We start from the raw sequence: 24093 nt of genomic DNA, 5'->3' as shown, positions 1-24093 counted from the left end.
ACACAACAACGACAACTGAGGAACGCCCATGAGTATGTCATCCATACCGTCGCCTTCCCCCACCGGTAAGCTCTATGGCTGGGTTGAAAAAATTGGTAATAAGGTCCCGCATCCGTTTTTACTGTTTATCTATCTGATCGTGGTATTAATGGCCGCCACCGCCATCCTGTCGGCGCTGAACGTCAGCGTCCAGAACCCCACCGACGGCTCGCGAGTGGTGGTGAAAAATCTGCTCAGCATTGAAGGATTACATTGGTTTTTGCCGAACGTGATTAAAAACTTCAGCGGTTTCGCGCCGCTGGGAGCCATTCTGGCTCTGGTTCTGGGGGCTGGATTTGCTGAACGAGTGGGCCTGTTGCCTTCGCTGATGGCAAAAATGTCATCACACGTTAGCGCCCGTTACGCCAGCTATATGGTGCTGTTTATCGCCTTCTTTAGCCATATCTCTTCCGATGCCGCGCTGGTGATTATGCCGCCGTTAGGCGCCCTGATGTTCCTCGCCGTCGGCCGCCACCCGGTTGCCGGGCTGCTGGCGGCAATCGCCGGGGTCGGCTGCGGCTTCACGGCCAACCTGCTCATCGTCACCACCGATGTCCTGCTCTCAGGAATCAGTACCGAAGCGGCCAAAACCCTTGACGCCTCGCTGCACGTCAGCGTGATCGATAACTGGTACTTTATGGCAACTTCGGTGATCGTTCTCACTCTGGTCGGTGGATTGATTACCGATAAGCTGGTCGAGCCGCGCTTAGGTCAATGGCAAGGCAAAAGCGATGAAACGCTGCAATCGTTAACGCCAGAACAGCGCTTCGGCCTGCGCGTGGCCGGTATTGCCGCGCTGTTATTCATGGCGGTCATCGCGCTGATGGTCGTGCCGGAAAACGGTATTTTGCGTGACCCCATTAAGCATACCGTGATGCCTTCGCCATTTATAAAAGGGATCGTCCCGCTCATCATCTTTTTCTTCTTCGTCGTCTCACTGGCTTACGGCATTGCCACCGGCAAAATTCGCCGCCAGGCCGATCTGCCTCCGCTGATGATTGAACCCATGAAAGAGATGGCAGGTTTTATCGTGATGGTCTTCCCGTTGGCCCAGTTCGTCGCCATGTTTAACTGGAGCAATATGGGAAAATTTATGGCCGTCGGTTTAACGGACCTGCTGGAGAGCGCGGGAATGAGCGGCGTGCCGGCGTTCGTCGGCCTGGCGCTGCTATCCGCCTTTTTGTGTATGTTCATCGCCAGCGGTTCGGCAATCTGGTCGATTCTGGCGCCGATCTTCGTGCCGATGTTTATGCTGCTGGGCTTTCACCCGGCATTCGCGCAGATTCTGTTTCGTATTGCCGACTCATCGGTGCTGCCGCTGGCGCCGGTATCGCCGTTTGTGCCGCTATTTCTCGGCTTCTTACAGCGCTACCGGCCCGAGGCTAAACTGGGGACCTACTACTCGCTGGTCTTGCCTTATCCACTCATTTTCCTTGTCGTCTGGCTACTGTTGCTGGTGGTCTGGTATCTCGCGGGACTCCCTATCGGACCGGGTATTTATCCGCGGTTGCCTTAACGTCGCCAAAGGCCAGGGAAGGCCGCCAAACGTTAGCGCCAGGTCGTGCGGTTACGGATAACTTTATACAGGCCCTCAATCGCCAAAGAGATCAGATGAATTGCTAAGCCGCTGATAATCACTACTACAACGCCAGTCATCATATATTGCATATCACCACCTTTGTTGAAAAAACAGCGAAGAAACGCCAGGAAATATGGCCTCAAAAAATGCCAGTCAATTCATAAAGAGTACCGGCGCCTGCCGGTAAATAGCCCTCTCTGTACAGGAAAATTCGCCGCCGGATAACATCGCATTGCCCGCGCGCCAGTTAGTGAATACCGCAATAAACATCGCTTTACTCACATCATAATTAATAGTCCATGTTGACCCTCTCTGTTGACCTTTTCGGGGTATAGTTTGCCAACCTCGCCTCATGCTATGGTGATGTCCTGTCAAACTAACCTCGATGAAGGATTACCGATGCTGACGCTGCTACAAGATAAAATTGACACCCCGCTGGGGCCGCTCTGGGTGATTTGCGATGAGCAGTTCAACCTGCGGGCCGTTGAGTGGGATCAGCATCGCGAGCGCATGGAGCAACTGCTGGATGTTCATTATCGGCATGAAGGTTACCAACGCGTTGATTCCCGCAATCCCGGTAACCTGAGCAGTAAGCTCAGTGATTATTTCGCGGGCGATCTCGCCATTATTGATACGCTTCCTACCGCCACCGCAGGCACCCCTTTTCAACGGGAAGTCTGGAAAACGCTGCGCACTATCCCCTGCGGTCAGGTCATGCATTACGGTCAACTGGCGGAGGCGCTGGGCCGACCGGGCGCAGCGCGCGCCGTGGGCGCTGCTAATGGTTCAAATCCGGTCAGCATAGTGGTGCCCTGCCATCGGGTGATCGGACGCAACGGAACCATGACCGGCTATGCCGGCGGCGTGCAGCGAAAAGAGTGGTTATTGCGCCATGAGGGGTATCTGCTTCTTTGACCGTAAGTGCCTTTTTGGAAGTTTCCGGTAACTTTACAATCCAAATTAGCCAGATAACTTATTAATAATCAAATGGATAACTAACAAAATGGATTTACCCTCTTAATATTACGTGTTTCAGAGGTTCGAGGCTTACCTGCTCACCAAAAAGATGTTAAAATTGACCAATATCAATTAAAGCCTGAGCAGACTTATGATCCCGGAAAAGCGAATTATACGACGCATTCAGTCTGGCGGTTGTGCAATCCATTGCCAGGATTGCAGCATTAGCCAGCTTTGCATCCCTTTTACTCTGAACGAGCATGAGCTTGATCAGCTTGATAACATTATCGAGCGGAAAAAGCCTATCCAGAAAGGACAGACCTTGTTCAAAGCCGGTGATGAGCTGAAATCGCTGTATGCAATTCGTTCTGGCACCATTAAAAGCTACACCATTACCGAACAGGGTGATGAGCAGATCACCGGTTTCCATCTTGCGGGCGATCTGGTCGGCTTTGACGCTATCGGCACCGGCCACCACCCGAGCTTTGCTCAGGCGCTGGAAACCTCAATGGTCTGCGAAATTCCGTTCGAAACGCTGGATGACCTTTCCGGCAAGATGCCGAATCTGCGTCAGCAGATGATGCGTCTGATGAGCGGTGAGATCAAAGGCGATCAGGATATGATCCTGCTGCTTTCTAAAAAGAACGCAGAAGAGCGCCTGGCGGCCTTCATCTACAACCTGTCCCGCCGTTTTGCACAGCGTGGTTTCTCCCCGCGTGAGTTCCGCCTCACCATGACGCGCGGCGATATCGGCAACTATCTGGGCCTGACGGTTGAAACCATCAGCCGCCTGCTGGGTCGTTTCCAGAAAAGCGGTATGCTGGCGGTTAAAGGAAAATACATCACCATCGAAAACAGCGACCTGCTGGCGCAGCTTGCTGGTCAGGCCCGCAACGTCGCCTGATAGTTCCTTCCTATCCGGCCAGATCGCGAATTTTTTTCTCATTTGTTGATCTGGCCAGGCTTATCCCCTGTTTCATTTCATCCATATAGGTTATCTTTTTAATTACAGACTGTAGTTACAGTTGTAAGGAGACCCTGTATGGCGAAGTATCAGAACATGCTGGTAGTAATCGACCCCAATCAGGACGACCAGCCTGCATTGCGGCGTGCGGTGTATCTGCACCAACGGATTGGTGGACGCATCAAAGCCTTTTTGCCGATCTATGATTTTTCCTATGAAATGACCACCCTGCTCTCCCCGGACGAGCGTACCGCTATGCGCCAGGGCGTAATCGGGCAGCGTACCGCCTGGATTCGCGAGCAGGCCAAATTTTATATTGAGTCCGGCGTACCCATTGACATCAAAGTGGTGTGGCATAACCGCCCCTTCGAAGCCATTATTCAGGAAATCATAAGCGAGAAGCATGATTTGGTTCTGAAGATGGCGCACCAGCACGACAAGCTGGAAGCGGTGATTTTCACGCCTACGGACTGGCATCTGCTGCGCAAATGTCCGTGCCCGGTCTGGATGGTTAAAGATCAGCCGTGGCCGGAAGGCGGCAAAGCGCTGGTGGCGGTTAATCTCGCCAGTGAAGAGAACTACCACAACGCGCTCAATGAAAAGCTGGTAAGAGAAACCATTGAGCTGGCGGAACAGGTTAACCATACTGAGGTCCATCTGGTGGGTGCCTATCCGGTTACGCCTATCAATATTGCCATTGAGCTACCGGATTTTGACCCCAGCGTCTACAACGACGCCATACGCGGCCAGCACCTGTTGGCCATGAAAGCGCTGCGGCAGAAATTCGGCATCGATGAAAACCGTACTCATGTTGAAAAAGGGTTACCTGAAGAGGTCATTCCAGACCTGTCGGAGCATCTCCAGGCGGGGATCGTGGTGCTGGGTACGATTGGCCGTACCGGGCTTTCAGCGGCCTTCCTCGGCAATACCGCTGAACAGGTAATCGACCACCTGCGCTGCGATCTGCTGGCGCTGAAACCGGATCAGTATCAGACGCCGGTTGAGCTTGATGACGAAGAAGACGATTAACCAGCGCCGTTTATCGCTGTCATAACAATCATCCCCTGCCCGCGCGGGGGATTTTTTTGCCATGTCGATAGCAAAAATAAAGGGCCTCATGGCCCTTATTTCAACAGCTATATCGGTAACGAAAACGTTAGTGGATACCTAAACGCCAGGCGTGATCGATCTCTTCTTTAAGCTCCATGGATGAGAGCGCCATCAAATCAGCAAACTCAAGTTCCAGTAGTTTCAGCTTTTTCAGATACTGCGCGGGGGTTAGTGCAGCGGGGTCACGACGCAGAAATTCGATAGCCAGTTGCGTGGGGGTTAACTCGGTATCCATAATATCCTCAGTTTGGGTGAAAAACAGGCGTATTATATCACTCTGAACTGATGATTTTATGAGCAAATCATGGCTTCGCTCGCTATATAAAAAAGCCGTCTCAGAAGAGACGGCTTAAGAAGCACAGGTTTTAAAAGACCTGACTCTACAGCGCTTTCAGAATCGCATCAACGCTGGCTTTGGCATCGCCAAACAGCATGTGGGTGTTCTCTTTGAAGAACAGCGGGTTCTGTACGCCAGCATAGCCGGTGTTCATTGAACGCTTGAATACAATCACGTTCTGCGCTTTCCACACTTCCAGTACCGGCATACCGGCGATTGGGCTGCCCGGATCGTCCTGCGCCGCCGGGTTAACGGTATCGTTAGCGCCGATAACCAGCACGGTGTCAGTGTCGGAGAAATCATCGTTGATCTCGTCCATTTCCAGCACTATGTCATACGGGACTTTCGCTTCCGCAAGCAGGACGTTCATATGGCCCGGCAGACGTCCGGCGACCGGATGAATACCAAACCGGACTTTGATTCCGCGCGCGCGCAGTCGTTCGGTGATTTCCGCTACCGGATACTGGGCCTGCGCAACCGCCATGCCGTAGCCCGGAGTGATAATGACCGACTGGGAACTTTTCAGCATCTCAGCGGTTTCTTCAGCGCTGATTTCGCGATGCTCGCCCACTTCTTCATCTCCTGTGGACGCCGTACCGTCAGAACCAAAACCACCGGCAATAACGCTGAAGAACGAACGGTTCATCGCCTTACACATGATATAAGACAGAATCGCACCGGAAGAACCCACCAGCGCACCGGTGACAATCAGCAGGTCGTTGCTGAGCATAAAGCCCGCCGCCGCCGCCGCCCAACCGGAGTAGGAGTTCAGCATTGACACCACCACCGGCATATCCGCGCCGCCGATGGAGGCCACAAGGTGCCAGCCAAAGGCCAGCGCGATGACGGTCATCACCAGCAGGCACAGCACCTGCATGCCAATGCTGTCGGTACGCACGAAGACGATCAGCAGCAGGAAGGATACGACCAACGCCGCCAGGTTCAGCTTGTGGCGGTTCGGCAGCATCAGCGGCTTAGAGGACATCTTGCCGCACAGCTTGCCAAAGGCAACCACGGAACCCGTAAAGGTGACCGCACCGATGAAGATGCCGAGGAACACTTCGGTCAGATGAATATTGACCAGAATCTGTTCCATACCGGTTTCGTGCTGCAGATAGCTGTTAAAGCCAACCAGCACCGCCGCCAGGCCAACGAAGCTGTGCAGAATCGCCACCAGCTCCGGCATCTCGGTCATTTCGACTTTCTTCGCCAGACGAATACCGATAGCGCCGCCGATGACCATCGCCAGCAGGATCCACGCGACGTTGCTGCTGTCCGGCCCCAGAATGGTCGCCACCAGCGCAATCGCCATCCCGGCAATACCGTAGTAGTTGCCCTGCTGGGAGGTTTCGTGTTTGGAAAGCCCCGCCAGGCTAAAAATAAACAGAATCGCGGCAACAATGTATGCAGCTGTAACTAATCCACCAGACATTTGTTACCCCTTATCCTTTGCGGAACATTTTCAGCATGCGCTGAGTGACGGTGAAACCACCAAAAATATTAATGCTGGCGATCAGCACCGCGATAAAGCTCAGAAAGCTGACCCAGCCGCCGTGGCCTATCTGCAATAATGCCCCGACGACGATAATGCCGGAGATGGCGTTGGTGACCGACATCAGCGGCGTATGCAGCGCATGGGAGACGTTCCAGACTACGTAATAACCGACCACGCAGGAGAGCGCGAAGACGGTAAAGTGGCCGAGAAACTCTTTCGGCGCGACGCTTGCCAGCCAGCCGAACAGAATAATCGCCAGCGCCATCAGCGCATACTTGCGCAGCGGCGAGCTCGGTTTCTCCTCTGTTTTTGGCGCTTCAACCTTTTTCGCTGCCGCCTGCGGCTGAGCAGAAACCTGAATGGGCGGAGCGGGCCAGGTGATTTCACCCTCGCGAACCACGGTAACGCCGCGGATAACGACATCATCAAAATCGATAACGACATTGCCGTCTTTCTCTTTACACAGCAGTTTAAGCAGGTTAACCAGGTTAGTGCCGTACAGCTGCGACGACTGCGTCGGCAGACGTCCCGGCAGATCGGTATAACCGATGATCTTCACGCCGTTAGCGGTGGTGACCACTTCGCCCGGTACGGTGTATTCGCAGTTGCCGCCGTTTTGTGATGCCAGATCCACCACTACGCTGCCCGGTTTCATGGAGTCAACCATTTCGCGGGTGATCAGCTTCGGCGCCGGTTTGCCCGGAATCAGGGCGGTGGTGACAATAATATCAACATCTTTGGCCTGCGCGGCAAAGAGCGCCATCTCGGCTTTGATAAAGGCTTCGGACATGACTTTGGCATAACCGTCGCCGCTGCCCGCCTCCTCTTTAAAATCCAGCTCAAGGAACTCGGCGCCCATACTCTGCACCTGCTCTTTGACTTCCGGGCGGGTATCGAACGCGCGGACAATCGCGCCCAGGCTGTTCGCCGCGCCGATGGCCGCGAGCCCGGCAACCCCTGCGCCGATGACCATTACCTTCGCAGGAGGAACCTTACCTGCTGCGGTAATCTGCCCGGTAAAGAAGCGACCAAACTCATGGGCGGCCTCAACAATCGCGCGGTAGCCGGCGATGTTGGCCATCGAACTTAACGCATCCAGCGACTGCGCGCGCGAAATACGCGGCACCGAATCCATCGCCATCACGTTAATATTCCGCGCCGCCAGTTTTTCCATCAGCTGCGGATTTTGCGCGGGCCAGATGAAGCTGATCAGCGTCGTGCCCGGATTCAGCAGCAGAATTTCATCGTCATCAGGGGCGTTAACTTTCAGAATGACGTCAGACTGCCACACGTCATTACCGCTCACGATCTCCGCTCCAGCCTGAACGAAGGCTTCGTCGTCGAAACTGGCCAGTTTACCGGCGCCGCTTTCTACCGCGACGCTGAACCCGAGTTTCAGCAGCTGCTCCACCGTTTTCGGCGTTGCGGCGGCCCGGGTTTCCAGGGCGAGTCTCTCTCTTGGTACACCAATACGCATAGTTTTCCCTTCCATCGGTTTTTGATGATGGTTTACTTTTCTTACAAACGACCGTTGCGAAGGCGGATGAACGCACCTGGCAACATATGTCTGAAAAAATGAAACAGTAACAAACTTTTTATAACCTACTGAAAATACCGATTGTGATCTACAGCGATAAAAAAGAAATTTTGATTTTATTGGTAAAACGCACGGCTAACCGTGTCAGGCAGCAATATTTACCTCATTTTCATGCCAGCACCTGATAATTCGCCTGGATGAGGGGTTAATTCACCATTTATCGCCATCTGGATCATAGTATTAACATTACGTTAACTTATGAAAGTGATATTGATTATCGATTTTGCTGGTCAAGCGGCTGTTTTTTCAACATATCGAAAAATGTTATATTTCTGCACTATACGTTTAGAGCGACAACTGAAAATTGACGCAGACAGTCACTCACGATAAATGCAATAATCAAACGTTTTCAGTCAACAACAACACCAGTACATGGTTTGCGCAAGGCAAAGGATTATTTTTATGAAGCTTAAGAACTCACTCCTGGCGTCTGCTCTTCTGGCTACAACCGCGTTGTCTGCCCACGCAGCGACCGAACTGACCCCGGAGCAGGCGGCGGCGCTGAAGCCCTACGATCGCGTAGTGGTCACCGGTCGTTTTAACGCCATTGGCGACGCCGTGCAGGCAGTTTCCCGTAAAGCGGACAAAGAAGGCGCAGCTTCCTTTTATGTTGTCGACACGTCTGATTTTGGCAGCGGCGGCAACCTGCGCGTAACGGCCGATTTTTATAAAGAAAACGCCCCGGAGGCCGACGCGCCTAAAAATCGCATTATCAACGGCGTGATGGAATTACCGAAAGACCAGGCCGTTGAGCTGGAACCGTTCGATACCGTTACCGTGCAAGGTTTCTACCGCAGCCAGCCGGAAGTCAACGACGCCATCACTAAAGCGGCTAAGGCCAAGGGCGCCGCCTCTTTCTTTATCGTGCGCCAGGTTGATGCTAACCAGGGCGGCAACCAGCGTATCACCGCTTATATCTACAAAGCGGATGCCAAAAAGCGCGTTCTGCAAAGCCCGGATGCGATCCCGGCCGATTCAGAAGCCGGACGCGCCGCGCTGGCAGAAGGCGGAGAAGCGGCTAAGAAAGTGGAAATTCCGGGCGTTGCGACGACCGCAGCGGTCGGTTCCGGCACTGGCGTAGGCCGTTTCTTTGAAACGCAATCCTCTAAAGGTGGACGTTACACCGTCACGCTCCCGGACGGCACCAAAGTTGAGGAAGTGAACAAAATTACCGCCGCGCAGATGGTTCCTTATGACAGCATCAAGTTCACCGGTAATTTCGGTAACATGACGGAAATCTCCTACCAGACGGCTAAGCGCGCCGCGAAGAAAGGCGCGAAGTACTATCACATCACACGCCAGTGGCAGGAGCGCGGTGGCAACATCACTATCAGCGCCGACCTGTATAAATAACGGCGTCTGAACTGAACAAAAAGGCGGCGATCTGTCGCCTTTTCTTTTTTTTTCATTTATCTCCATTGCATGCATACAAAACACTCCGTAAAATCCCGCGCCTTAGCGTAATCCTCCATTTTTATGCGATTCCGCCAAATAAATATTCTTAGATTGATGATTGTCACCTCGGGAACGCCATGGAAAAGAAACTGGGCCTTAGCGCCCTGACCGCGCTGGTACTCAGCTCGATGCTGGGCGCGGGTGTATTCAGTCTGCCGCAAAACATGGCGGCCGTCGCCAGTCCTTCCGCGCTGCTGATTGGCTGGGGCATTACCGGCGTGGGGATCCTGTTCCTCGCCTTCGCTATGCTGCTGCTTACCCGCATCCGCCCCGACCTCGATGGCGGCATATTTACCTACGCCCGCGAAGGCTTCGGTGAACTGATTGGTTTCTGCTCCGCCTGGGGCTACTGGCTGTGCGCGGTTATCGCGAATGTTTCCTATCTGGTTATCGTGTTCTCGGCGCTAAGCTTTTTTACCGATACTCCCGAGCTACGCCTGTTCGGCGATGGCAACACCTGGCAAGCTATCGTCGGCGCATCCGCGCTGCTATGGATTGTCCATTTCCTGGTGCTGCGCGGCGTCCAAACGGCGGCGGGTATCAATCTCGCCGCGACGCTTGCCAAGCTGCTACCGCTCGGCGCATTTGTCGCGCTGGCCGCCTTTGCGTTTCGCATGGAGACCTTCCGGATTGATTTTAGCGGTCTGGCGCTGGGCGTACCGGTATGGGAGCAGGTGAAAAACACCATGCTGATCACCCTGTGGGTATTCATCGGCGTGGAAGGCGCGGTCGTGGTTTCCGCTCGCGCGCGTAATAAACGGGATGTCGGACGCGCAACGCTGTTGGCGGTACTCTCCGCGCTGGCGGTCTACCTGCTGGTGACGCTTCTCTCTTTAGGCGTCGTACCGCGGAGCGAGCTGGCGGAAATACGCAATCCGTCAATGGCCGGGCTGATGGTGCAAATGATGGGCCCGTGGGGCGAGATCGTGATCGCTGCCGGGCTGATTATCTCCGTCTGCGGCGCTTACCTGAGCTGGACGATAATGGCGGCGGAAGTCCCCTATCTGGCTGCAACCCATAAAGCCTTTCCGCGTCTATTCGCGCGCACCAACAAAAATAATGCGCCGTCGTCTTCGCTGTGGCTCACCAATATTAGCGTGCAGGCTTCACTGGTATTGATTTGGCTGACCGGCTCGGATTACAACACGCTGCTGACGATCGCCTCCGAGATGATTCTGGTCCCTTATTTTCTGGTCGGCGCATTTCTGCTGAAGATTGCCCGGCGCCCGCTGCACAAGGCGGTAGGCGTCGGAGCCTGCATTTATGGCTTATGGTTATTATATGCGTCCGGCCCTGTGCATTTATTGTTGTCAGTGATACTTTACGCTCCGGGTCTTCTGGTGTTCCTGTATGCCCGTCGTACACACCAGCACGATCGCCCGCTTAAACGCCGTGACCTGGCATTAATTGGTTTTTTGCTGGTTGCCGCCGTACCGGCAACGTGGATGTTGGTAGGGTAAGCGGTTACCCTGCCGCTGAACTCATAGGAGATACCCATGGCTGACATCCAGCCTCGCCCGATCCTGATTACCGGTGGAGGCCGTCGCATCGGTCTCGCCCTGGCTCGCCATTTTCTGGCCCGGCAGCAGCCCGTTATGATCAGCTACCGCACATGGTATCCGGCCATCGACGAACTGCGTAATGCGGGTGCCGTTTGTCTGCACGCGGATTTCAGCACTGACGACAGCATTCTGGCGTTCGCCGAAGAAGTAAAAGCGCAGGCCGCCGCCGGCCTGCGCGCCGTCATTCATAACGCCAGCGGCTGGATGGCTGAAAAACCGGGGATCCCGTTAACCACGGTGCTCGCCAGCATGATGCAAATTCACGTCAACGCCCCTTACCTGCTCAACCATGCGCTGGAGAGCCTGCTACGCGGTCACGGACAGGCCGCCAGCGATATTATTCACATTACCGACTACGTCGTGGAGCGCGGCAGCGACAAGCATATTGCCTATGCGGCCAGCAAGGCGGCAATGGATAATATGAGCCGCTCGTTCGCTCGTAAGCTGGCGCCGGAAATCAAAGTTAATGCCATCGCCCCATCGCTGATTTTATTTAATGAAGGCGATGATGCGGAGTACCGCAAACAGGCCCTCGACAAATCGCTGATGAAAATCGCGCCGGGTGAAAAAGAGATCATTGATCTGATCGAGTATCTCTTCGGCAGTCACTACGTTACCGGGCGCTCGTTTGCCGTCGACGGCGGACGACATCTGCGCTAGTGAAAACGGCTCCAGCCGATAATCAACAGCCACGCGCACAGGCTCCAGCACACCACCGCGCCTGCCAGAGCAAACGGCAGGCGCATGATGCCGGTGAAATACCATAGCGAAAGCAAATAGATAAAGTACGGAATGATCGACCACATTCCGAATACGATGGTGGTTCGCAGCGCCTCGATCCCCCGCTCGCTGGCAACGATATAGTGCGCAATCAGGGCGAAAGTGGGAAAGAGCGGAATCAAGCCGGCGATATAGTAATTCTTCGTTTTAGAAAGTACGCCGATCAACACGACGACCAGCGCGCCGAGCAGCGCTTTTATCAACAGCCCCATTCCTTTGCCTTAACATTTAAACAACAAGAACCTGCAGCATAACCTAAGTCCCGCTGTTGATAAATGTGCAAACGCAGACACCATGGCGCAGAATCCGCCAGCGCCCTGAATCCCATCATCACAATGGCCTCGCCTATCACTCTGATGCCTTATGAACAGTTATTAATGCTTGCCGTAGTGACAATTTACCAGGAAACAGAGTCTGCTATTTCCGGCTAATTTTACGCCTGCTAACCCCATGAGCTTAAATAAATTATTTTATCAAACGAGGCGTAAAGGATTAGTCGATTTTTCGTTCATTATAGCGGATTAAGATTTATCGCAAGCATTATTGCTCATCCATTTAGCGTATTTCTTTTTTGCAGCCTCCGCAGGCAAAGCCCCCTTCCTGAACGCCGGCCTTCCGTTTTTACGGGCCTACAAAAGAAATAAATATCAATTATATCGTGCGTTAAATAGAGCTATTATCTGGAACTAAATGATACACATCAATACCTACTAAATATGGTAGAAACCATTTATTGACATGGATGGTTTTTCATCTTAATCGCTTGCTTTTGCGTTATTCTACTTGCGCATAACCTTAAATAGCGCACGTAGCCTTTTTTGAGAAAAAGAGCACAATAAGGCACAATTTATTGACTTAGATCAATATAAAACCGATTTCATATAAAAGCATACTTTGCCATTAATCAAAGCAACCGCAGTGAATAAGATCGTAATTAACTGATTTTACGATCTTTCGATCTAAACATAATATCCATTGCAGAATATAATTCTGTTCATAACATGCATTTCAGTTTATTAGTTCACTCCTGCCGAGTTTTTCGAATCTTTTACTTGTTGCTATTATCTTTACTAGTATTAGACACTCATATAACCGCAATCATTTTATATTAGCCTGAATAAGAACCAGCTAAAGGAATCTTCATGTTCGGACCTGCGTTATACACAATCCAAAAGCATCTGAAACTCATTAAACTATATTTATCAACGCGAAAATGCTCGTGAATTACTGGAGAGCGTCTAGCATGGAGTGGAATATTGAAAATAGTCTTGTATGTCCTTTAACTGGAACAGGATTTTCAGTTGCGGCCAGTGCCAGAAATCTGAAATTAATTATATGGTATAATGGAGATTATTTTTTGAACATCGGTTCGGTTATTAACATCACGCAAGATGACGTCTTCATAAACGGTGAGCCCGGCGACTTACAGGTTATTCATGCTTTTCCCTATAGCGAAAAGCTATGGTCAACGCTGACAAAGTTTATCCAGTGCCCCGGCAATCAAAATCCAACGCTGCTAATTTGCAACCGAAGAAGCATCTGCAAATTCGTCCTCTGCCCCTACGGCGCCAGGCAAAAGAGCATGGAATAAGGCAGCTTCGATCTCACCTTAATTTAGCAGCATCTATTTTGTACGGGCAGAAGCTCTTCAGCCAGTCCTGCCCGCATCCAGCACGATGCGCTAAACGCGCGGCAAAGCATAAATCTGATCAATCATTGCGCGAATTCAGCCATCATAGCGAATTTCATCGCTAACTCATAGCTCATATTGATGCCCGAATAGTTTACAATGACAACAGTGAATTAACGGGCTACGCCCTGATGATGCCTTAAGCGTGGCACTGACCGCGCCTAAGGGCAACAGATTCAATCAGCCAGAGATGAGTGTAAGCATACACGCTATGAATAAAATTGTTTTCGTTGAGGATGATGCCGAAGTAGGCGCGCTGATTGCGGCCTATCTCGGGAAACATGATATGGACGTCGTGGTTGAGCCTCGCGGTGACCGTGCCGAAGAGGTTATCGCGCGCGAAAAGCCCGATCTGGTGCTGCTGGATATCATGCTGCCCGGTAAAGATGGGATGACGTTGTGCCGGGATTTACGCGGCCAGTGGCAAGGGCCCATCGTGCTGCTTACGTCACTGGATAGCGATATGAACCATATCCTGTCGCTCGAAATGGGCGCCAGCGATTATATTCTGAAAACAACGCCACCCGCAGTGCTGTTAGCCCGACTGCGTCTGCATTTGCGCCAGCATGTCCCCCCCCAGGACAGTAGCGGCGTCCCCTCCTCGCTGACGCCGCATAAAGCGATCGCTTTTGGTTCGCTGAGTATCGATCCGGTCAATCGTCAGGTTATGCTCAGCGGGGAAAACGTCGCGTTGTCCACCGCGGATTTCGATCTGTTATGGGAGCTGGCGACCCACGCAGGACAAATTATGGATCGGGATGCGCTATTAAAAAACCTGCGCGGCGTAAGCTACGATGGTATGGACCGCAGCGTCGACGTCGCCATTTCGCGTTTGCGCAAAAAGCTTCTCGACAACGCGACTGAGCCTTATCGCATCAAAACGGTACGCAATAAAGGCTATTTATTCGCCCCGCACGCGTGGGACAATTAATTTACGGATCTGGCTATGAAAAAGCTGTTTGTGCAGTTTTACCTCCTGCTGTTCGTCTGTTTTCTGGTAATGACGATGATGGTCGGCCTGGTGTACAAATTTACCGCCGAGCGAGCAGGCCGCCAGTCGCTGGATGATTTGATGAAGAGCTCGCTGTATCTGATGCGCAGCGAGCTGCGCGAGATCCCGCCGCGCGACTGGAGCAAAACGCTCAAAGAGCTGGACCTTAATCTTTCATTCGATCTGCATATCGAGCCTATCAGCAAATTCAAGCTCTCGGAAAACTCGATGCAGCATCTGCGCGCTGGCGATATCGTAGCCCTGGACGATCAGTACACCTTTATTCAGCGTATCCCTCGTAGCCACTACGTGCTCTCCGTCGGCCCGGTACCGTATCTCTATTTTTTGCATGAGATGCGCCTGCTGGATCTGGCTCTGATGGCCTTCATTGCTATTTCGCTGGCCTTTCCCGTATTCATCTGGATGCGCCCCCACTGGCAGGATATGCTGCGTATCGAAACCGCCGCTCAGCGCTTCGGCGACGGGCATCTTAGCGAGCGGATCCACTTCGATAGCATGTCCAGCTTCGAACGGCTGGGCGTGGCGTTTAATCAGATGGCCGATAATATCAACGCGCTTATCGCCAGCAAAAAACAGCTGATCGACGGTATTGCCCATGAACTGCGCACCCCGCTGGTGCGTCTGCGCTACCGCCTGGAGATGAGCGAGAACCTTACAGAAGCCGAATCACAGGCGTTAAATCGCGATATCGGCCAGCTGGAGGCCCTGATTGAAGAGCTGCTGACCTATGCGCGCCTCGATCGCCCGCAGAATGAACTGAAGCTGACGACCCCCAATTTCCCGGCGTGGCTCGGCGATCGCGTAGAAGATATTCAGGCGGTGAATCCCCAGCGCGACGTTGCGCTAAGCGAAGTCGTGGACGGAAATTACGGCGCGCTGGACATGCGCTTAATGGAACGAGTGCTGGATAACCTCGTGAACAACGCCCTGCGCTACAGTAACCAGCGTATTCAGGTCAGCCTGACGCTGCAGGGTTCGCGCGCAACGCTGCGCGTCGAAGATGATGGTCCAGGTATCGCGCCCGCTGAGCGGGAGAAAGTGTTCGAGCCGTTTGTTCGTCTCGACCCCAGCCGCGATCGCGCCACCGGCGGCTGCGGTCTTGGTTTGGCTATCGTCCACAGTATTGCCCAGGCAATGGCTGGCGAAGTCCATTGCCAGGCGAGCGAGCTCGGTGGCGCCTGTTTTTGTTTTAGCTGGCCGGTTTATCATCAGCTGCCGAATTTTACCTCGGCCTGATGAGCCCTTGCGCAGGAGCTGAGGTCTGCTATAGTTTAAAAAAACATAAAGTATGTTGTAACTAAGGTGGAGAAATATGGCCAGCTATGACCTCGTTGAACGTTTGAACGACACCTTTCGCCAGCTCGAGCGTGAACTGCAGGCGCTTAAACAGGCCCTGAGCCAGTGCCGTCTGCTGGCTGCGCGCGTCTTTGAGCTGCCGCCGGTCAGCAAAGATGCCGAACACCAGCCGCTGGAGAACATCAACGTGGTTCAGCACACCGGTAAACCCGCGCTGGAGATGGCGCTCAAACACTATAGCCACCTGTTTATCCAGCAGCAGTCGGAAACCCGCAGCAGTAAGGCTGCCGTGCGTTTGCCCGGCGCGATCTGCCTGCGAACTGAGGCCAGCGAGCAGGCAGAACTATTACGCAAGATCGCCCATATCAACGTTCTTAAAGCGACCTTCGAGAAGATTATCACCGTCGATTCCGGTCTTCCCGCTACCGCACGATTTGAGTGGGTCCATCGCCACCTGCCGGGACTGATCACGCTGAGCGCCTATCGCACGCTCACCCCGTTAATTGACCCGAGCACTATCCGCTTCGGCTGGGCCAATAAGCATGTGATTAAAAATCTCACCCGCGACCAGGTTCTCATGCAACTGGAAAAAAGTCTTCAGTCGCCCCGCGCGGTTCCGCCGTGGACGCGCGAACAGTGGCAAAGCAAGCTGGAGCGAGAGTACCAGGATATTGCCGCCCTGCCGCAGCGGGCGAAGCTGAAGATAAAGAGGCCGGTAAAGGTTCAGCCTATCGCCAGGGTGTGGTATAGCGGGCAGCAAAAGCAGGTGCAATACGCCTGTCCAGGGCCGATGATCGCGCTGATATCCGGCACGCAGGGCGTTAGCGTGCCGGACCTCGGAGAGCTTCTGAACTATGACGCCGGGAACGTGCAGTATCGTTATAAACCGCAGGCGCAATCGCTCAGGCTAATGATTCCGCGACTGCACCTGTGGCTGGCTAGCGAATAGCCATACTGCCTACCATATCTTCAGGGCGCACCCAGCGGTCAAATTCCTCTTCCGTCAGGTAGCCGAGCGCCAACGCGGAGGCCTTGAGCGTTAACCCCTCTTTATGCGCCTTTTTGGCAATTTCCGCCGCTTTGTCGTAGCCAATATGAGTATTCAAGGCGGTAACCAGCATCAGCGACTCATTGAGCAACTGGCTGATGCGCTCGCGGTTAGGTTCAATGCCTGTCGCGCAGTGCTCATTAAAGCTCGCCATCCCATCAGCCAGCAGCCGCACCGATTGCAGGAAATTGTGGATCACCATCGGGCGGTAAACGTTGAGCTCAAAGTTGCCCGAAGCGCCGCCGATGTTTACCGCGACATCGTTACCCATCACCTGACAGCAGACCATAGTGAGGGCCTCGCACTGGGTCGGGTTAACCTTGCCCGGCATAATCGACGACCCCGGTTCATTTTCCGGGATCGCAATTTCGCCGATGCCGCAGCGCGGACCGGAGGCCAGCCAGCGCACATCGTTGGCGATTTTCATCAGCGAAGCGGCCAGCCCTTTCAGCGCGCCGTGGGCATGCACCAGCGCATCAACGGTCGCCAGCGCTTCAAACTTGTTCGGCGCGGTCACAAACGGTTGGCCGCTCAGGGCCGCCAGCTCGGCGGCGACGCGTACCGCGTATTCCGGATGGGTATTAAGCCCGGTTCCCACCGCCGTGCCGCCCAGCGCCAGTTCCGCCAGATGGGGCAAGCTATGGTCAATATGCCGGAGGTTATGCTCGAGCATGGCGACCCATCCTGAGATCTCCTGGCCGAGCGTCAGCGGCGTCGCATCCTGCAGGTGGGTGCGGCCGATTTTGACAATATCGTTGAAGGCCAGGGATTTATCATTAAGCGTTTGCTTCAGAATGTTGAGCTGCGGGATCAGCTTTACCCGAAGCGCAATCATCGCCGCTACGTGCATCGCCGTCGGGAAAACGTCGTTAGAGCTCTGGCTCTTGTTAACATCATCGTTAGGATGAACCTTACGCTCCATCCCGCGTACCCCGCCCAGCAGTTCACTCGCACGATTAGCCAGCACCTCATTCATATTCATGTTGCTTTGCGTACCGGAGCCGGTTTGCCAGATTGCCAGCGGAAACTCGTCCGGATGCTTGCCTGCCAGCACTTCATCCGCAGCCTGAATAATCACCTGCGCTTTTTCTGCGCTCAGAAGACCGAGATCGTTATTCACCTTCGCCGCCGCACGCTTGGTCAGCGCCAGCGCATGAATAAGCTCGATCGGCATTTTTTCCGTCGAGATGCGGAAATGTTCCAGCGAGCGCTGAGTCTGCGCGCCCCAAAGCCTATTGGCAGGCACATCGATTGCGCCCATAGAGTCTTTTTCACTGCGATGCGTTGTCATTACTTTCTCCTTGGATTCAAAGTGCGTAATAGCGACAAAGCTCACCTGCTTAAAGCGTAAAGTATGGGTCAGATTTATAAGTTATTTTGGTGGTTCGTGCCGCTAAGCGGCATAAAAAAACCGCCCCGAAGGGCGGCTGAGCTTATCTCACGCAGCGGGCGCACTGCGAACTCTGGATCTGCTGGAAGAAGTCATTGCCCTTATCATCCACGAGGATAAACGCCGGGAAGTCTTCCACTTCAATTTTCCAGATAGCCTCCATCCCCAGCTCCGGCCAGGCCACGCACTCCAGACTACGGATGCTCTGCTGCGCCAGTACCGCCGCCGGACCGCCGATGCTGCCGAGGTAGAAACCGCCGTGCTTGTGACAGGCGTCGGTCACCTGCTGGCTGCGGTTACCTTTGGCTAACATGATTTTACTCGCTCCATGCGCCTGCAGCAGATCGACGTAGGAGTCCATACGGCCTGCGGTGGTCGGGCCAAGAGAACCGGAAGCGTAGCCGTCAGGGGTTTTCGCCGGGCCCGCGTAGTAGATCGGGTGGTCCTTGACGTACTGCGGCAATTCCTCGCCATTATCGATGAGCTCTTTCAGCCTGGCGTGGGCGATATCGCGCGCCACGATAATCGTACCGCTCAGCGACAGGCGGGTCGACACCGGATACTGCGACAGCAGCGCCAGAATATCGCTCATCGGCTGGTTCAGATTGACCTTAACCGCTTCTCCCTCGCCGGCCTGACGCAGATGCTCGGGAATATACTTGCCCGGATTGCTCTCCAGTTTCTCAATCCAGATCCCCTCGCGGTTGATCTTCGCTTTGATGTTGCGATCCGCGGAGCAGGAAACGCCCATGCCCACCGGACATGAGGCGCCGTGGCGCGGCAGGCGGATGACGCGAATATCGTGGGCGAAATATTTACCGCCAAACTGCGCACCGAGGCCAAGGTTCTGCGCTTCCAGCAACAGCTCGTTTTCGAGCTGAATATCGCGGAAGGCCTGGCCGTGCTCGTTGCCCTCGGTCGGCAGACCATCGTAATACTTCGTTGAGGCCAGCTTAACGGTTTTCAGAGTAGACTCCGCCGACGTACCGCCAATCACAAAAGCAATATGGTACGGCGGGCAGGCCGCGGTCCCCAGCGTGCGCATCTTCTCGACGAGGTAATTTTTCAGCTTCGCCGGAGTAATTAACGCTTTGGTTTCCTGATACAGATAGGTTTTGTTAGCCGAGCCGCCGCCTTTGGCGATGCAGAGGAATTTGTACTCCTCGCCGTCGGTAGCGTAGAGGTCGATTTGCGCAGGCAGGTTAGTGCCGGTGTTGACCTCTTTATACATATCCAGCGGCGCGTTCTGCGAATAGCGCAGGTTATCCTGGATATAGGTGTTGTACACGCCCTGCGCCAGCGCGGCTTCATCGCCGCCGCCGGTCCACACGCGCTGACCTTTCTTGCCGGTGATAATTGCGGTACCGGTGTCCTGGCAGGTCGGCAGCACGCCTTTGGCGGCAATATCCGAGTTGCGCAAGAACTGTAGCGCCACGTATTTATCGTTGTCGCTGGCTTCCGGGTCGTTGAGAATATCGGCGACCTGCTGCTGGTGAGCCGGGCGAAGCATAAAGGAGGCGTCGTGGAAAGCGTGCTGTGCCAGTAAAGTTAGCGCCTGAGGTTCAACTTTCAGAACTTCCTGGCCGGCGAATTCGGCGACGGAGACGTAATCACTGCTGAGGAGGTAATACTCGGTATCGTCCTTTTTCAGTGGAAAAGGATCCTGATATACAAAGGGTTTATTCGACATTGTGCTCTCACTTACTGCTTGGCTGATTATATTTCAGGCAGACACTCCATTTGCCCGTAGAAAAGCGAGTCGATCGATTCTACACAATTTTTTAACAAAAACTGAGACAAGGACGACTTTTTCTTCGCACCGGTTGCTTCTCGGGCGTTTGCTGGTTTAATAGTGCCATTACTATCAAGTGGAAACAGGGATTGAGAATGCAAAAACTCATCAACTCAGTGCAAAATTACGCCTGGGGAAGTCATACCGCCTTAACCGAACTTTATGGCATTGCTAACCCAAACAACCTGCCGATGGCGGAGCTGTGGATGGGCGCGCATCCGAAGAGCAGCTCGCAAATTCTCGATGACGCCGGAACGCCGCGTTCTCTGCGCGATGCAATCGAGAGCGATAAAACGACCCTGCTTGGCGCCAAAGTTGCCGAGCGTTTTGGTGAACTGCCGTTCCTGTTTAAAGTGCTGTGCGCCGCCCAGCCGCTCTCTATTCAGGTTCACCCGAACAAACGGGCCTCGGAAATCGGGTTTGCCAAAGAGAATGCCGCCGGGATCCCGCTTGATGCCGCCGAACGTAACTATAAAGATCCGAACCACAAGCCGGAGCTGGTTTTCGCGTTAACGCCATTCCTTGCCATGAACGCCTTCCGCGAGTTTTCCGAAATCGTGAAGCTGCTGCAGCCGGTAGCTGAAGCACATCCGGCAATAGCGCAGTTCCTGGCGCAGCCTGACGCCGCCCATCTGAGCCAGCTGTTTGCCAGCCTGCTGAACATGAAAGGCGACGAAAAAGCGCACGCCCTGAGCGTACTGCAGAGAGCGCTGGACAGCGAGCAGGGAGAACCGTGGCAGACTATCCGCCTGATCGCCGAGTTCTATCCGGACGATAGCGGCCTTTTCTCTCCGCTACTGCTCAACGTGGTCAAGCTGAATCCCGGCGAGGCGATGTTCCTGTTTGCGGAAACGCCGCACGCCTACCTGCAGGGCGTGGCGCTGGAGGTGATGGCCAACTCCGATAACGTCCTGCGCGCGGGATTGACGCCGAAGTACATTGATATTCCGGAGCTGGTGGCAAACGTCAAATTTGAACCCAAACCCGCTGGCGAACTCCTGACCCAGCCGGTCATTCACGGCGCGGAGCTGGACTTCCCCATCCCGGTTGACGATTTTGCTTTCTCACTGCACGACCTTTCAGCGCAGGCGTCCACCATCGCCCAGGATAGCGCGGCGATCCTGTTCTGCGTCGAGGGTGAAGCAACGATCGTGAAAGGCGAACAGCGTCTGACGCTGAAGCCGGGCGAGTCGGCTTTCGTGGCGCACAACGAATCACCGGTACAGGTCAGCGGCAGCGGTCGCGTGGCGCGCGTGTTTAATAAGCTCCAGTAAGTTACTGAACTTTTTAGCCACAGTTGCTAGACTTTCACTCATCATGACAACACAACCAGGCGGCCCAATCCGCCTGGTTTCATTTATGGACAAATGCTATGAAAAAATCGCTGGTCGCAGCAGGAATTATCATCGCGCTGGGCGTCGTCTGGACGGGCGGCGCGTGGTACACAGGGAAGCAGCTGGAAAGCCGCATTGCCGATATGGTGCAGCAGGCGAATGCTCAGCTGCAAAGCAGCGCGCCGCAGGCTGGCGTAGAGCTCACCTATCAGGACTATCAGCGCGGCCTGTTCAGCAGCCGTTTACAACTGGTCCTGAAACCCATCGCCGGCAAAGCGCCCCGCTGGCTGGCCGCCGGACAGTCGCTGGTGTTTGACGAAGTTGTCGATCACGGCCCCTTCCCGCTGGCTTCACTGAAATCCTTTAACCTCGCCCCGGCGATGGCATCCGTCAAAACCACCTTAGTGAACAACGAGGCCAGCAAGTCGCTGTTTGACATTGCAAAAGGCGAAACGCCGTTTACTATCGATACCCGCATCGCCTACAGCGGCGATAACCAGTCCGCTATCGTGCTGAAACCGCTTGATTACGCGAAAGACGACGAGAAAGTCACTTTTAGCGGCGGTCAGTTCCAGCTTAACGCCGATCGAGAGGGAAAAACCCTCAGCCTGAGCGGCGAAGCGGGCAGCGGGCAAATTAACGCGGTCAACGAATACAATCAGAAGGTACAGCTCACCTTTAATAATCTGAAAACCGACGGTTCCACCGAAATGGCCAGCTTCAACGAGCGTATTGGCAAGCAGGCCATCTCGCTGGAAAAACTGGCGATTGGCGTTGAAGGAAAAGAGCTGGCGCTGTTTGAAGGGATGAAAATCGACGGCAACTCTTCGCTGACCGCCGACGGCAAAGGGATTAACAGCCAGCTGGACTACACCGTCAACAGCCTGAAGCTGCAAAATCAGGATATCGGTAGCGGCAGGCTGACCCTGAAGCTGGACAATATTGATGGTGAAGCTTTCCATCAGTTCAGCCAGAAGTACAATGCCGACGCCCAGGCGCTGATGGCGGACCCTCAGCTGGCGCAGAATCCTGAGCTGTACCAGCAGGCGCTAACGCAAACCTTCTTTAGCTCACTGCCGATGATGCTGAAAGGCAGCCCGTCCCTGACCATTTCTCCGCTGAGCTGGCGCAACGCGAAGGGCGAAACCACCCTGAATCTATCGATTCTGCTCAAAGATCCGTCGCTGACTACCACTCCGCCGCAGACGCTGGCCGAGGAAGTGGATCGTAGCGTCAAATCTCTCGACGGCAAGCTGGTGATCCCGGTCGATATGGCGACGGCGTTTATGACTCAGATTGCCGGGCTGGAAGGCTATCAGCCCGCCGACGCCGCTAAGCTTGCAGAGCAGCAGGTGAAAGGCCTGGCGGCGATGGGACAGATGTTCCGTATTACCACTATGGAAGATAACGCCATCACCTCCAGCCTGCAGTATGCTGACGGCCAGGTGACGCTGAACGGGCAGAAAATGCCGCTGGATGAGTTTGCCGGGATGTTCGGTTTAGCGCTTCCCCCTGTCCCGGCGCCCGCTGAGCCGCAGGAGACGCTGCCGCAAGAAGTGGTACCGCCAGTCGCGCCGCAGCAATAAATGACATATAGCCCCTCACCAGGGGCTATTTACGCGTAATCAGCCGAGGAGAGATGATCTGGTTTCGCGCCGCTCCCTGCCCCTCTTCCATACGCCGTAAAATACACTCCGCCAGGCTTTGCCCCATCTCCCGGGCGGGAGTCGTAACCCAGGTCAGCGGCAGATCATCCAGCGCCTCCTCGGGTAATTCCGCAAATGCCGCCAGCGCGACCCGCTGTTCGAAATAGCTTTCAACGCCATCCTCTCCGCTCTGTCGCCCGGCGCGCATCAGGCCAAACCACGCCCCGGTCGCGATCACGCTGTTATAACAGAGCACGGCGCTAATGGTCGGGTTTTGCCGCAGCAGGGCCGTCATCGCCTCCGCCGCCTGCTTCTGGCTTGAGCCGCACTCCACCACCCACTCGCTATGAAACGGCAGGCCATATTTCAGCAGGGTAGCGCAGTAGCCGCCAACCCGTTCGGCGCGCGTCAGGGATGAACTTTGCCCTCCCAGCCAGGCAATGCGCTGATGACCGCGGCGGATCAGGTGCTCGGTGACAATTTGCGCCGCCTGCATATTATCCGGGCGGATCAGGTCCACATCGTCGAGATAGCTGGCGCGGGAGGCGAAGACCAGCGGCATTCCGGCTTCCGCCGCGCGATCGCGCAGTTCGCCCCCCCGATCGATGGCGCCGGCAATCACTACGCCATCGACCCCCTGTGAAACCAGGGTATCAAAACGCTGGAGCATTTTTTCTCCGCTGTGCCCGCCCTGGGTGAGGAAGACCATTCTGCCCTGCGACTCAAGCGCATCGGTCAATCCGGCGGTCATCTCCGCGTAGAAAGGCTTCGACAAGTCGCTGACGATCAGGCCAATCACCCCGCTCTGGCCGCCGCGCAGGGACGCCGCCTGGCGGTTACGCACAAAGCCCAGCTGTTCAATGGCGTGATTGACGCGCTCGCCGGTTGCCGACGAAATACGCCCCTTGCCGCTCAGTACCAGCGAGACGGTACTGACGGATACCCCCGCCGCCTGCGCGACATCATTAATGGTAATTTTTTTCACGATAGCCATAACTGCAGGCCGACTC

Annotated in this window: 20 protein-coding genes; 13 read left to right on the top strand and 7 right to left on the bottom strand. The window is 54.5% G+C overall.

Going from position 1 to position 24093, the window contains the following annotated elements; translation table 11 throughout:
* Positions 1–28 precede the first annotated feature (28 nt).
* The 4 genes from abgT (at position 29) to uspE (ending at position 4568) form a co-directional block, all read left to right on the top strand.
* Entirely contained in the window at positions 29–1555 is a 1527-nt protein-coding gene (gene abgT, locus KO1_RS25075; protein WP_017145760.1) for a p-aminobenzoyl-glutamate transporter, read from the top strand.
* A gap of 462 nt (positions 1556–2017) precedes the next feature.
* Positions 2018–2533, top strand: coding sequence for a methylated-DNA--[protein]-cysteine S-methyltransferase (ogt, locus tag KO1_RS25070; RefSeq protein WP_004102576.1), 516 nt, complete (start codon positions 2018–2020; stop codon positions 2531–2533).
* A 193-nt stretch (positions 2534–2726) separates the two neighbouring features.
* On the top strand, positions 2727–3479 hold the full coding sequence (gene fnr / locus KO1_RS25065; RefSeq protein WP_004102577.1) for a fumarate/nitrate reduction transcriptional regulator Fnr: 753 nt from the start codon (positions 2727–2729) through the stop codon (positions 3477–3479).
* A 138-nt stretch (positions 3480–3617) separates the two neighbouring features.
* Positions 3618–4568 carry a universal stress protein UspE gene (uspE, locus tag KO1_RS25060; protein ID WP_004102579.1) on the top strand — a complete coding sequence of 317 codons (951 nt, stop codon included), beginning with the start codon at positions 3618–3620 and terminating at the stop codon, positions 4566–4568.
* A gap of 127 nt (positions 4569–4695) precedes the next feature.
* On the opposite strand, the gene KO1_RS25055 is transcribed toward uspE, so the two are convergent.
* The 3 genes from KO1_RS25055 to pntA all read right to left on the bottom strand — a co-directional run bounded on the left by KO1_RS25055 (position 4696) and on the right by pntA (position 7958).
* Positions 4696–4884, bottom strand: coding sequence for a YdiH family protein (locus KO1_RS25055; RefSeq protein ID WP_004102581.1), 189 nt, complete (start codon positions 4882–4884; stop codon positions 4696–4698).
* A gap of 145 nt (positions 4885–5029) precedes the next feature.
* Positions 5030–6418, bottom strand: coding sequence for a Re/Si-specific NAD(P)(+) transhydrogenase subunit beta (pntB, locus tag KO1_RS25050; RefSeq protein WP_004102583.1), 1389 nt, complete (start codon positions 6416–6418; stop codon positions 5030–5032).
* 10 nt (positions 6419–6428) lie between these two features.
* Positions 6429–7958 (bottom strand): Re/Si-specific NAD(P)(+) transhydrogenase subunit alpha, encoded by a 1530-nt coding sequence (gene pntA, locus KO1_RS25045; RefSeq protein ID WP_004102585.1) that lies wholly within the window; start codon positions 7956–7958, stop codon positions 6429–6431.
* 522 nt (positions 7959–8480) lie between these two features.
* Between pntA and ydgH the strand changes: the two genes are divergently transcribed.
* From ydgH to folM, 3 genes are all read left to right on the top strand, one after another.
* Positions 8481–9431: a DUF1471 family protein YdgH gene (gene ydgH / locus KO1_RS25040; RefSeq protein ID WP_064407161.1), complete on the top strand. Its 951-nt coding sequence runs from the start codon at positions 8481–8483 to the stop codon at positions 9429–9431.
* A 179-nt stretch (positions 9432–9610) separates the two neighbouring features.
* On the top strand, positions 9611–10993 hold the full coding sequence (locus KO1_RS25035; protein ID WP_016810120.1) for an amino acid permease: 1383 nt from the start codon (positions 9611–9613) through the stop codon (positions 10991–10993).
* Between the two features lie 36 nt (positions 10994–11029).
* Positions 11030–11755 carry a dihydromonapterin reductase gene (gene folM, locus KO1_RS25030; protein WP_004102591.1) on the top strand — a complete coding sequence of 242 codons (726 nt, stop codon included), beginning with the start codon at positions 11030–11032 and terminating at the stop codon, positions 11753–11755.
* On the opposite strand, the gene KO1_RS25025 is transcribed toward folM, so the two are convergent.
* Positions 11752–12087, bottom strand: coding sequence for a GlpM family protein (locus KO1_RS25025; protein ID WP_004102593.1), 336 nt, complete (start codon positions 12085–12087; stop codon positions 11752–11754). The genes folM and KO1_RS25025 overlap by 4 nt on opposite strands.
* A gap of 1031 nt (positions 12088–13118) precedes the next feature.
* Between KO1_RS25025 and iraM the strand changes: the two genes are divergently transcribed.
* The 4 genes from iraM to tus all read left to right on the top strand — a co-directional run bounded on the left by iraM (position 13119) and on the right by tus (position 16822).
* Positions 13119–13466 carry an anti-adapter protein IraM gene (iraM, locus tag KO1_RS25020; RefSeq protein ID WP_004102595.1) on the top strand — a complete coding sequence of 116 codons (348 nt, stop codon included), beginning with the start codon at positions 13119–13121 and terminating at the stop codon, positions 13464–13466.
* 310 nt (positions 13467–13776) lie between these two features.
* A complete protein-coding gene (gene rstA / locus KO1_RS25015) occupies positions 13777–14496 on the top strand; it encodes a two-component system response regulator RstA (protein WP_004102597.1) in 720 nt (239 codons plus the stop codon).
* A 15-nt stretch (positions 14497–14511) separates the two neighbouring features.
* On the top strand, positions 14512–15813 hold the full coding sequence (rstB, locus tag KO1_RS25010; protein WP_004113401.1) for a two-component system sensor histidine kinase RstB: 1302 nt from the start codon (positions 14512–14514) through the stop codon (positions 15811–15813).
* A gap of 76 nt (positions 15814–15889) precedes the next feature.
* Positions 15890–16822, top strand: coding sequence for a DNA replication terminus site-binding protein (tus, locus tag KO1_RS25005; RefSeq protein ID WP_004113404.1), 933 nt, complete (start codon positions 15890–15892; stop codon positions 16820–16822).
* Here tus and fumC read toward each other — a convergent pair.
* Together fumC and fumA are read right to left on the bottom strand one after the other, a co-directional pair.
* The gene (gene fumC, locus KO1_RS25000; protein ID WP_023321103.1) at positions 16812–18212 is read right to left on the bottom strand and encodes a class II fumarate hydratase; all 1401 of its coding nucleotides are present in this window, start codon (positions 18210–18212) and stop codon (positions 16812–16814) included. The genes tus and fumC overlap by 11 nt on opposite strands.
* A gap of 142 nt (positions 18213–18354) precedes the next feature.
* A complete protein-coding gene (gene fumA, locus KO1_RS24995; RefSeq protein WP_023321104.1) occupies positions 18355–20001 on the bottom strand; it encodes a class I fumarate hydratase FumA in 1647 nt (548 codons plus the stop codon).
* 197 nt (positions 20002–20198) lie between these two features.
* On the opposite strand from fumA, the gene manA reads away from it, so the two are divergent.
* A complete protein-coding gene (manA, locus tag KO1_RS24990; protein WP_024274264.1) occupies positions 20199–21377 on the top strand; it encodes a mannose-6-phosphate isomerase in 1179 nt (392 codons plus the stop codon).
* Between the two features lie 98 nt (positions 21378–21475).
* The gene (locus KO1_RS24985; RefSeq protein WP_004102609.1) at positions 21476–23023 is read left to right on the top strand and encodes a YdgA family protein; all 1548 of its coding nucleotides are present in this window, start codon (positions 21476–21478) and stop codon (positions 23021–23023) included.
* 25 nt (positions 23024–23048) lie between these two features.
* Here the strand turns inward: KO1_RS24985 and KO1_RS24980 are convergent, their stop codons facing one another.
* Positions 23049–24077 (bottom strand): Mal regulon transcriptional regulator MalI, encoded by a 1029-nt coding sequence (locus KO1_RS24980; RefSeq protein WP_023321106.1) that lies wholly within the window; start codon positions 24075–24077, stop codon positions 23049–23051.
* Positions 24078–24093: the final 16 nt, after the last annotated feature.

It is taken from the genome of Klebsiella oxytoca NBRC 105695 (genome assembly GCF_001598695.1).
GTDB lineage: Bacteria > Pseudomonadota > Gammaproteobacteria > Enterobacterales > Enterobacteriaceae > Klebsiella > Klebsiella oxytoca.
The sequence above is the reverse complement of the archived record's forward strand: the minus strand, read 5'-3'. Positions and strand labels throughout refer to the sequence as shown.

Coding starts and splice junctions, on each gene's coding strand:
- abgT (WP_017145760.1), top strand. CDS start 29: ATGAGTATGTCATCCATACCGTCGCCTTCCCCCACCGGTAAGCTCTAT.
- ogt (WP_004102576.1), top strand. CDS start 2,018: ATGCTGACGCTGCTACAAGATAAAATTGACACCCCGCTGGGGCCGCTC.
- fnr (WP_004102577.1), top strand. CDS start 2,727: ATGATCCCGGAAAAGCGAATTATACGACGCATTCAGTCTGGCGGTTGT.
- uspE (WP_004102579.1), top strand. CDS start 3,618: ATGGCGAAGTATCAGAACATGCTGGTAGTAATCGACCCCAATCAGGAC.
- KO1_RS25055 (WP_004102581.1), bottom strand. CDS start 4,884: ATGGATACCGAGTTAACCCCCACGCAACTGGCTATCGAATTTCTGCGT.
- pntB (WP_004102583.1), bottom strand. CDS start 6,418: ATGTCTGGTGGATTAGTTACAGCTGCATACATTGTTGCCGCGATTCTG.
- pntA (WP_004102585.1), bottom strand. CDS start 7,958: ATGCGTATTGGTGTACCAAGAGAGAGACTCGCCCTGGAAACCCGGGCC.
- ydgH (WP_064407161.1), top strand. CDS start 8,481: ATGAAGCTTAAGAACTCACTCCTGGCGTCTGCTCTTCTGGCTACAACC.
- KO1_RS25035 (WP_016810120.1), top strand. CDS start 9,611: ATGGAAAAGAAACTGGGCCTTAGCGCCCTGACCGCGCTGGTACTCAGC.
- folM (WP_004102591.1), top strand. CDS start 11,030: ATGGCTGACATCCAGCCTCGCCCGATCCTGATTACCGGTGGAGGCCGT.
- KO1_RS25025 (WP_004102593.1), bottom strand. CDS start 12,087: ATGGGGCTGTTGATAAAAGCGCTGCTCGGCGCGCTGGTCGTCGTGTTG.
- iraM (WP_004102595.1), top strand. CDS start 13,119: ATGGAGTGGAATATTGAAAATAGTCTTGTATGTCCTTTAACTGGAACA.
- rstA (WP_004102597.1), top strand. CDS start 13,777: ATGAATAAAATTGTTTTCGTTGAGGATGATGCCGAAGTAGGCGCGCTG.
- rstB (WP_004113401.1), top strand. CDS start 14,512: ATGAAAAAGCTGTTTGTGCAGTTTTACCTCCTGCTGTTCGTCTGTTTT.
- tus (WP_004113404.1), top strand. CDS start 15,890: ATGGCCAGCTATGACCTCGTTGAACGTTTGAACGACACCTTTCGCCAG.
- fumC (WP_023321103.1), bottom strand. CDS start 18,212: ATGACAACGCATCGCAGTGAAAAAGACTCTATGGGCGCAATCGATGTG.
- fumA (WP_023321104.1), bottom strand. CDS start 20,001: ATGTCGAATAAACCCTTTGTATATCAGGATCCTTTTCCACTGAAAAAG.
- manA (WP_024274264.1), top strand. CDS start 20,199: ATGCAAAAACTCATCAACTCAGTGCAAAATTACGCCTGGGGAAGTCAT.
- KO1_RS24985 (WP_004102609.1), top strand. CDS start 21,476: ATGAAAAAATCGCTGGTCGCAGCAGGAATTATCATCGCGCTGGGCGTC.
- KO1_RS24980 (WP_023321106.1), bottom strand. CDS start 24,077: ATGGCTATCGTGAAAAAAATTACCATTAATGATGTCGCGCAGGCGGCG.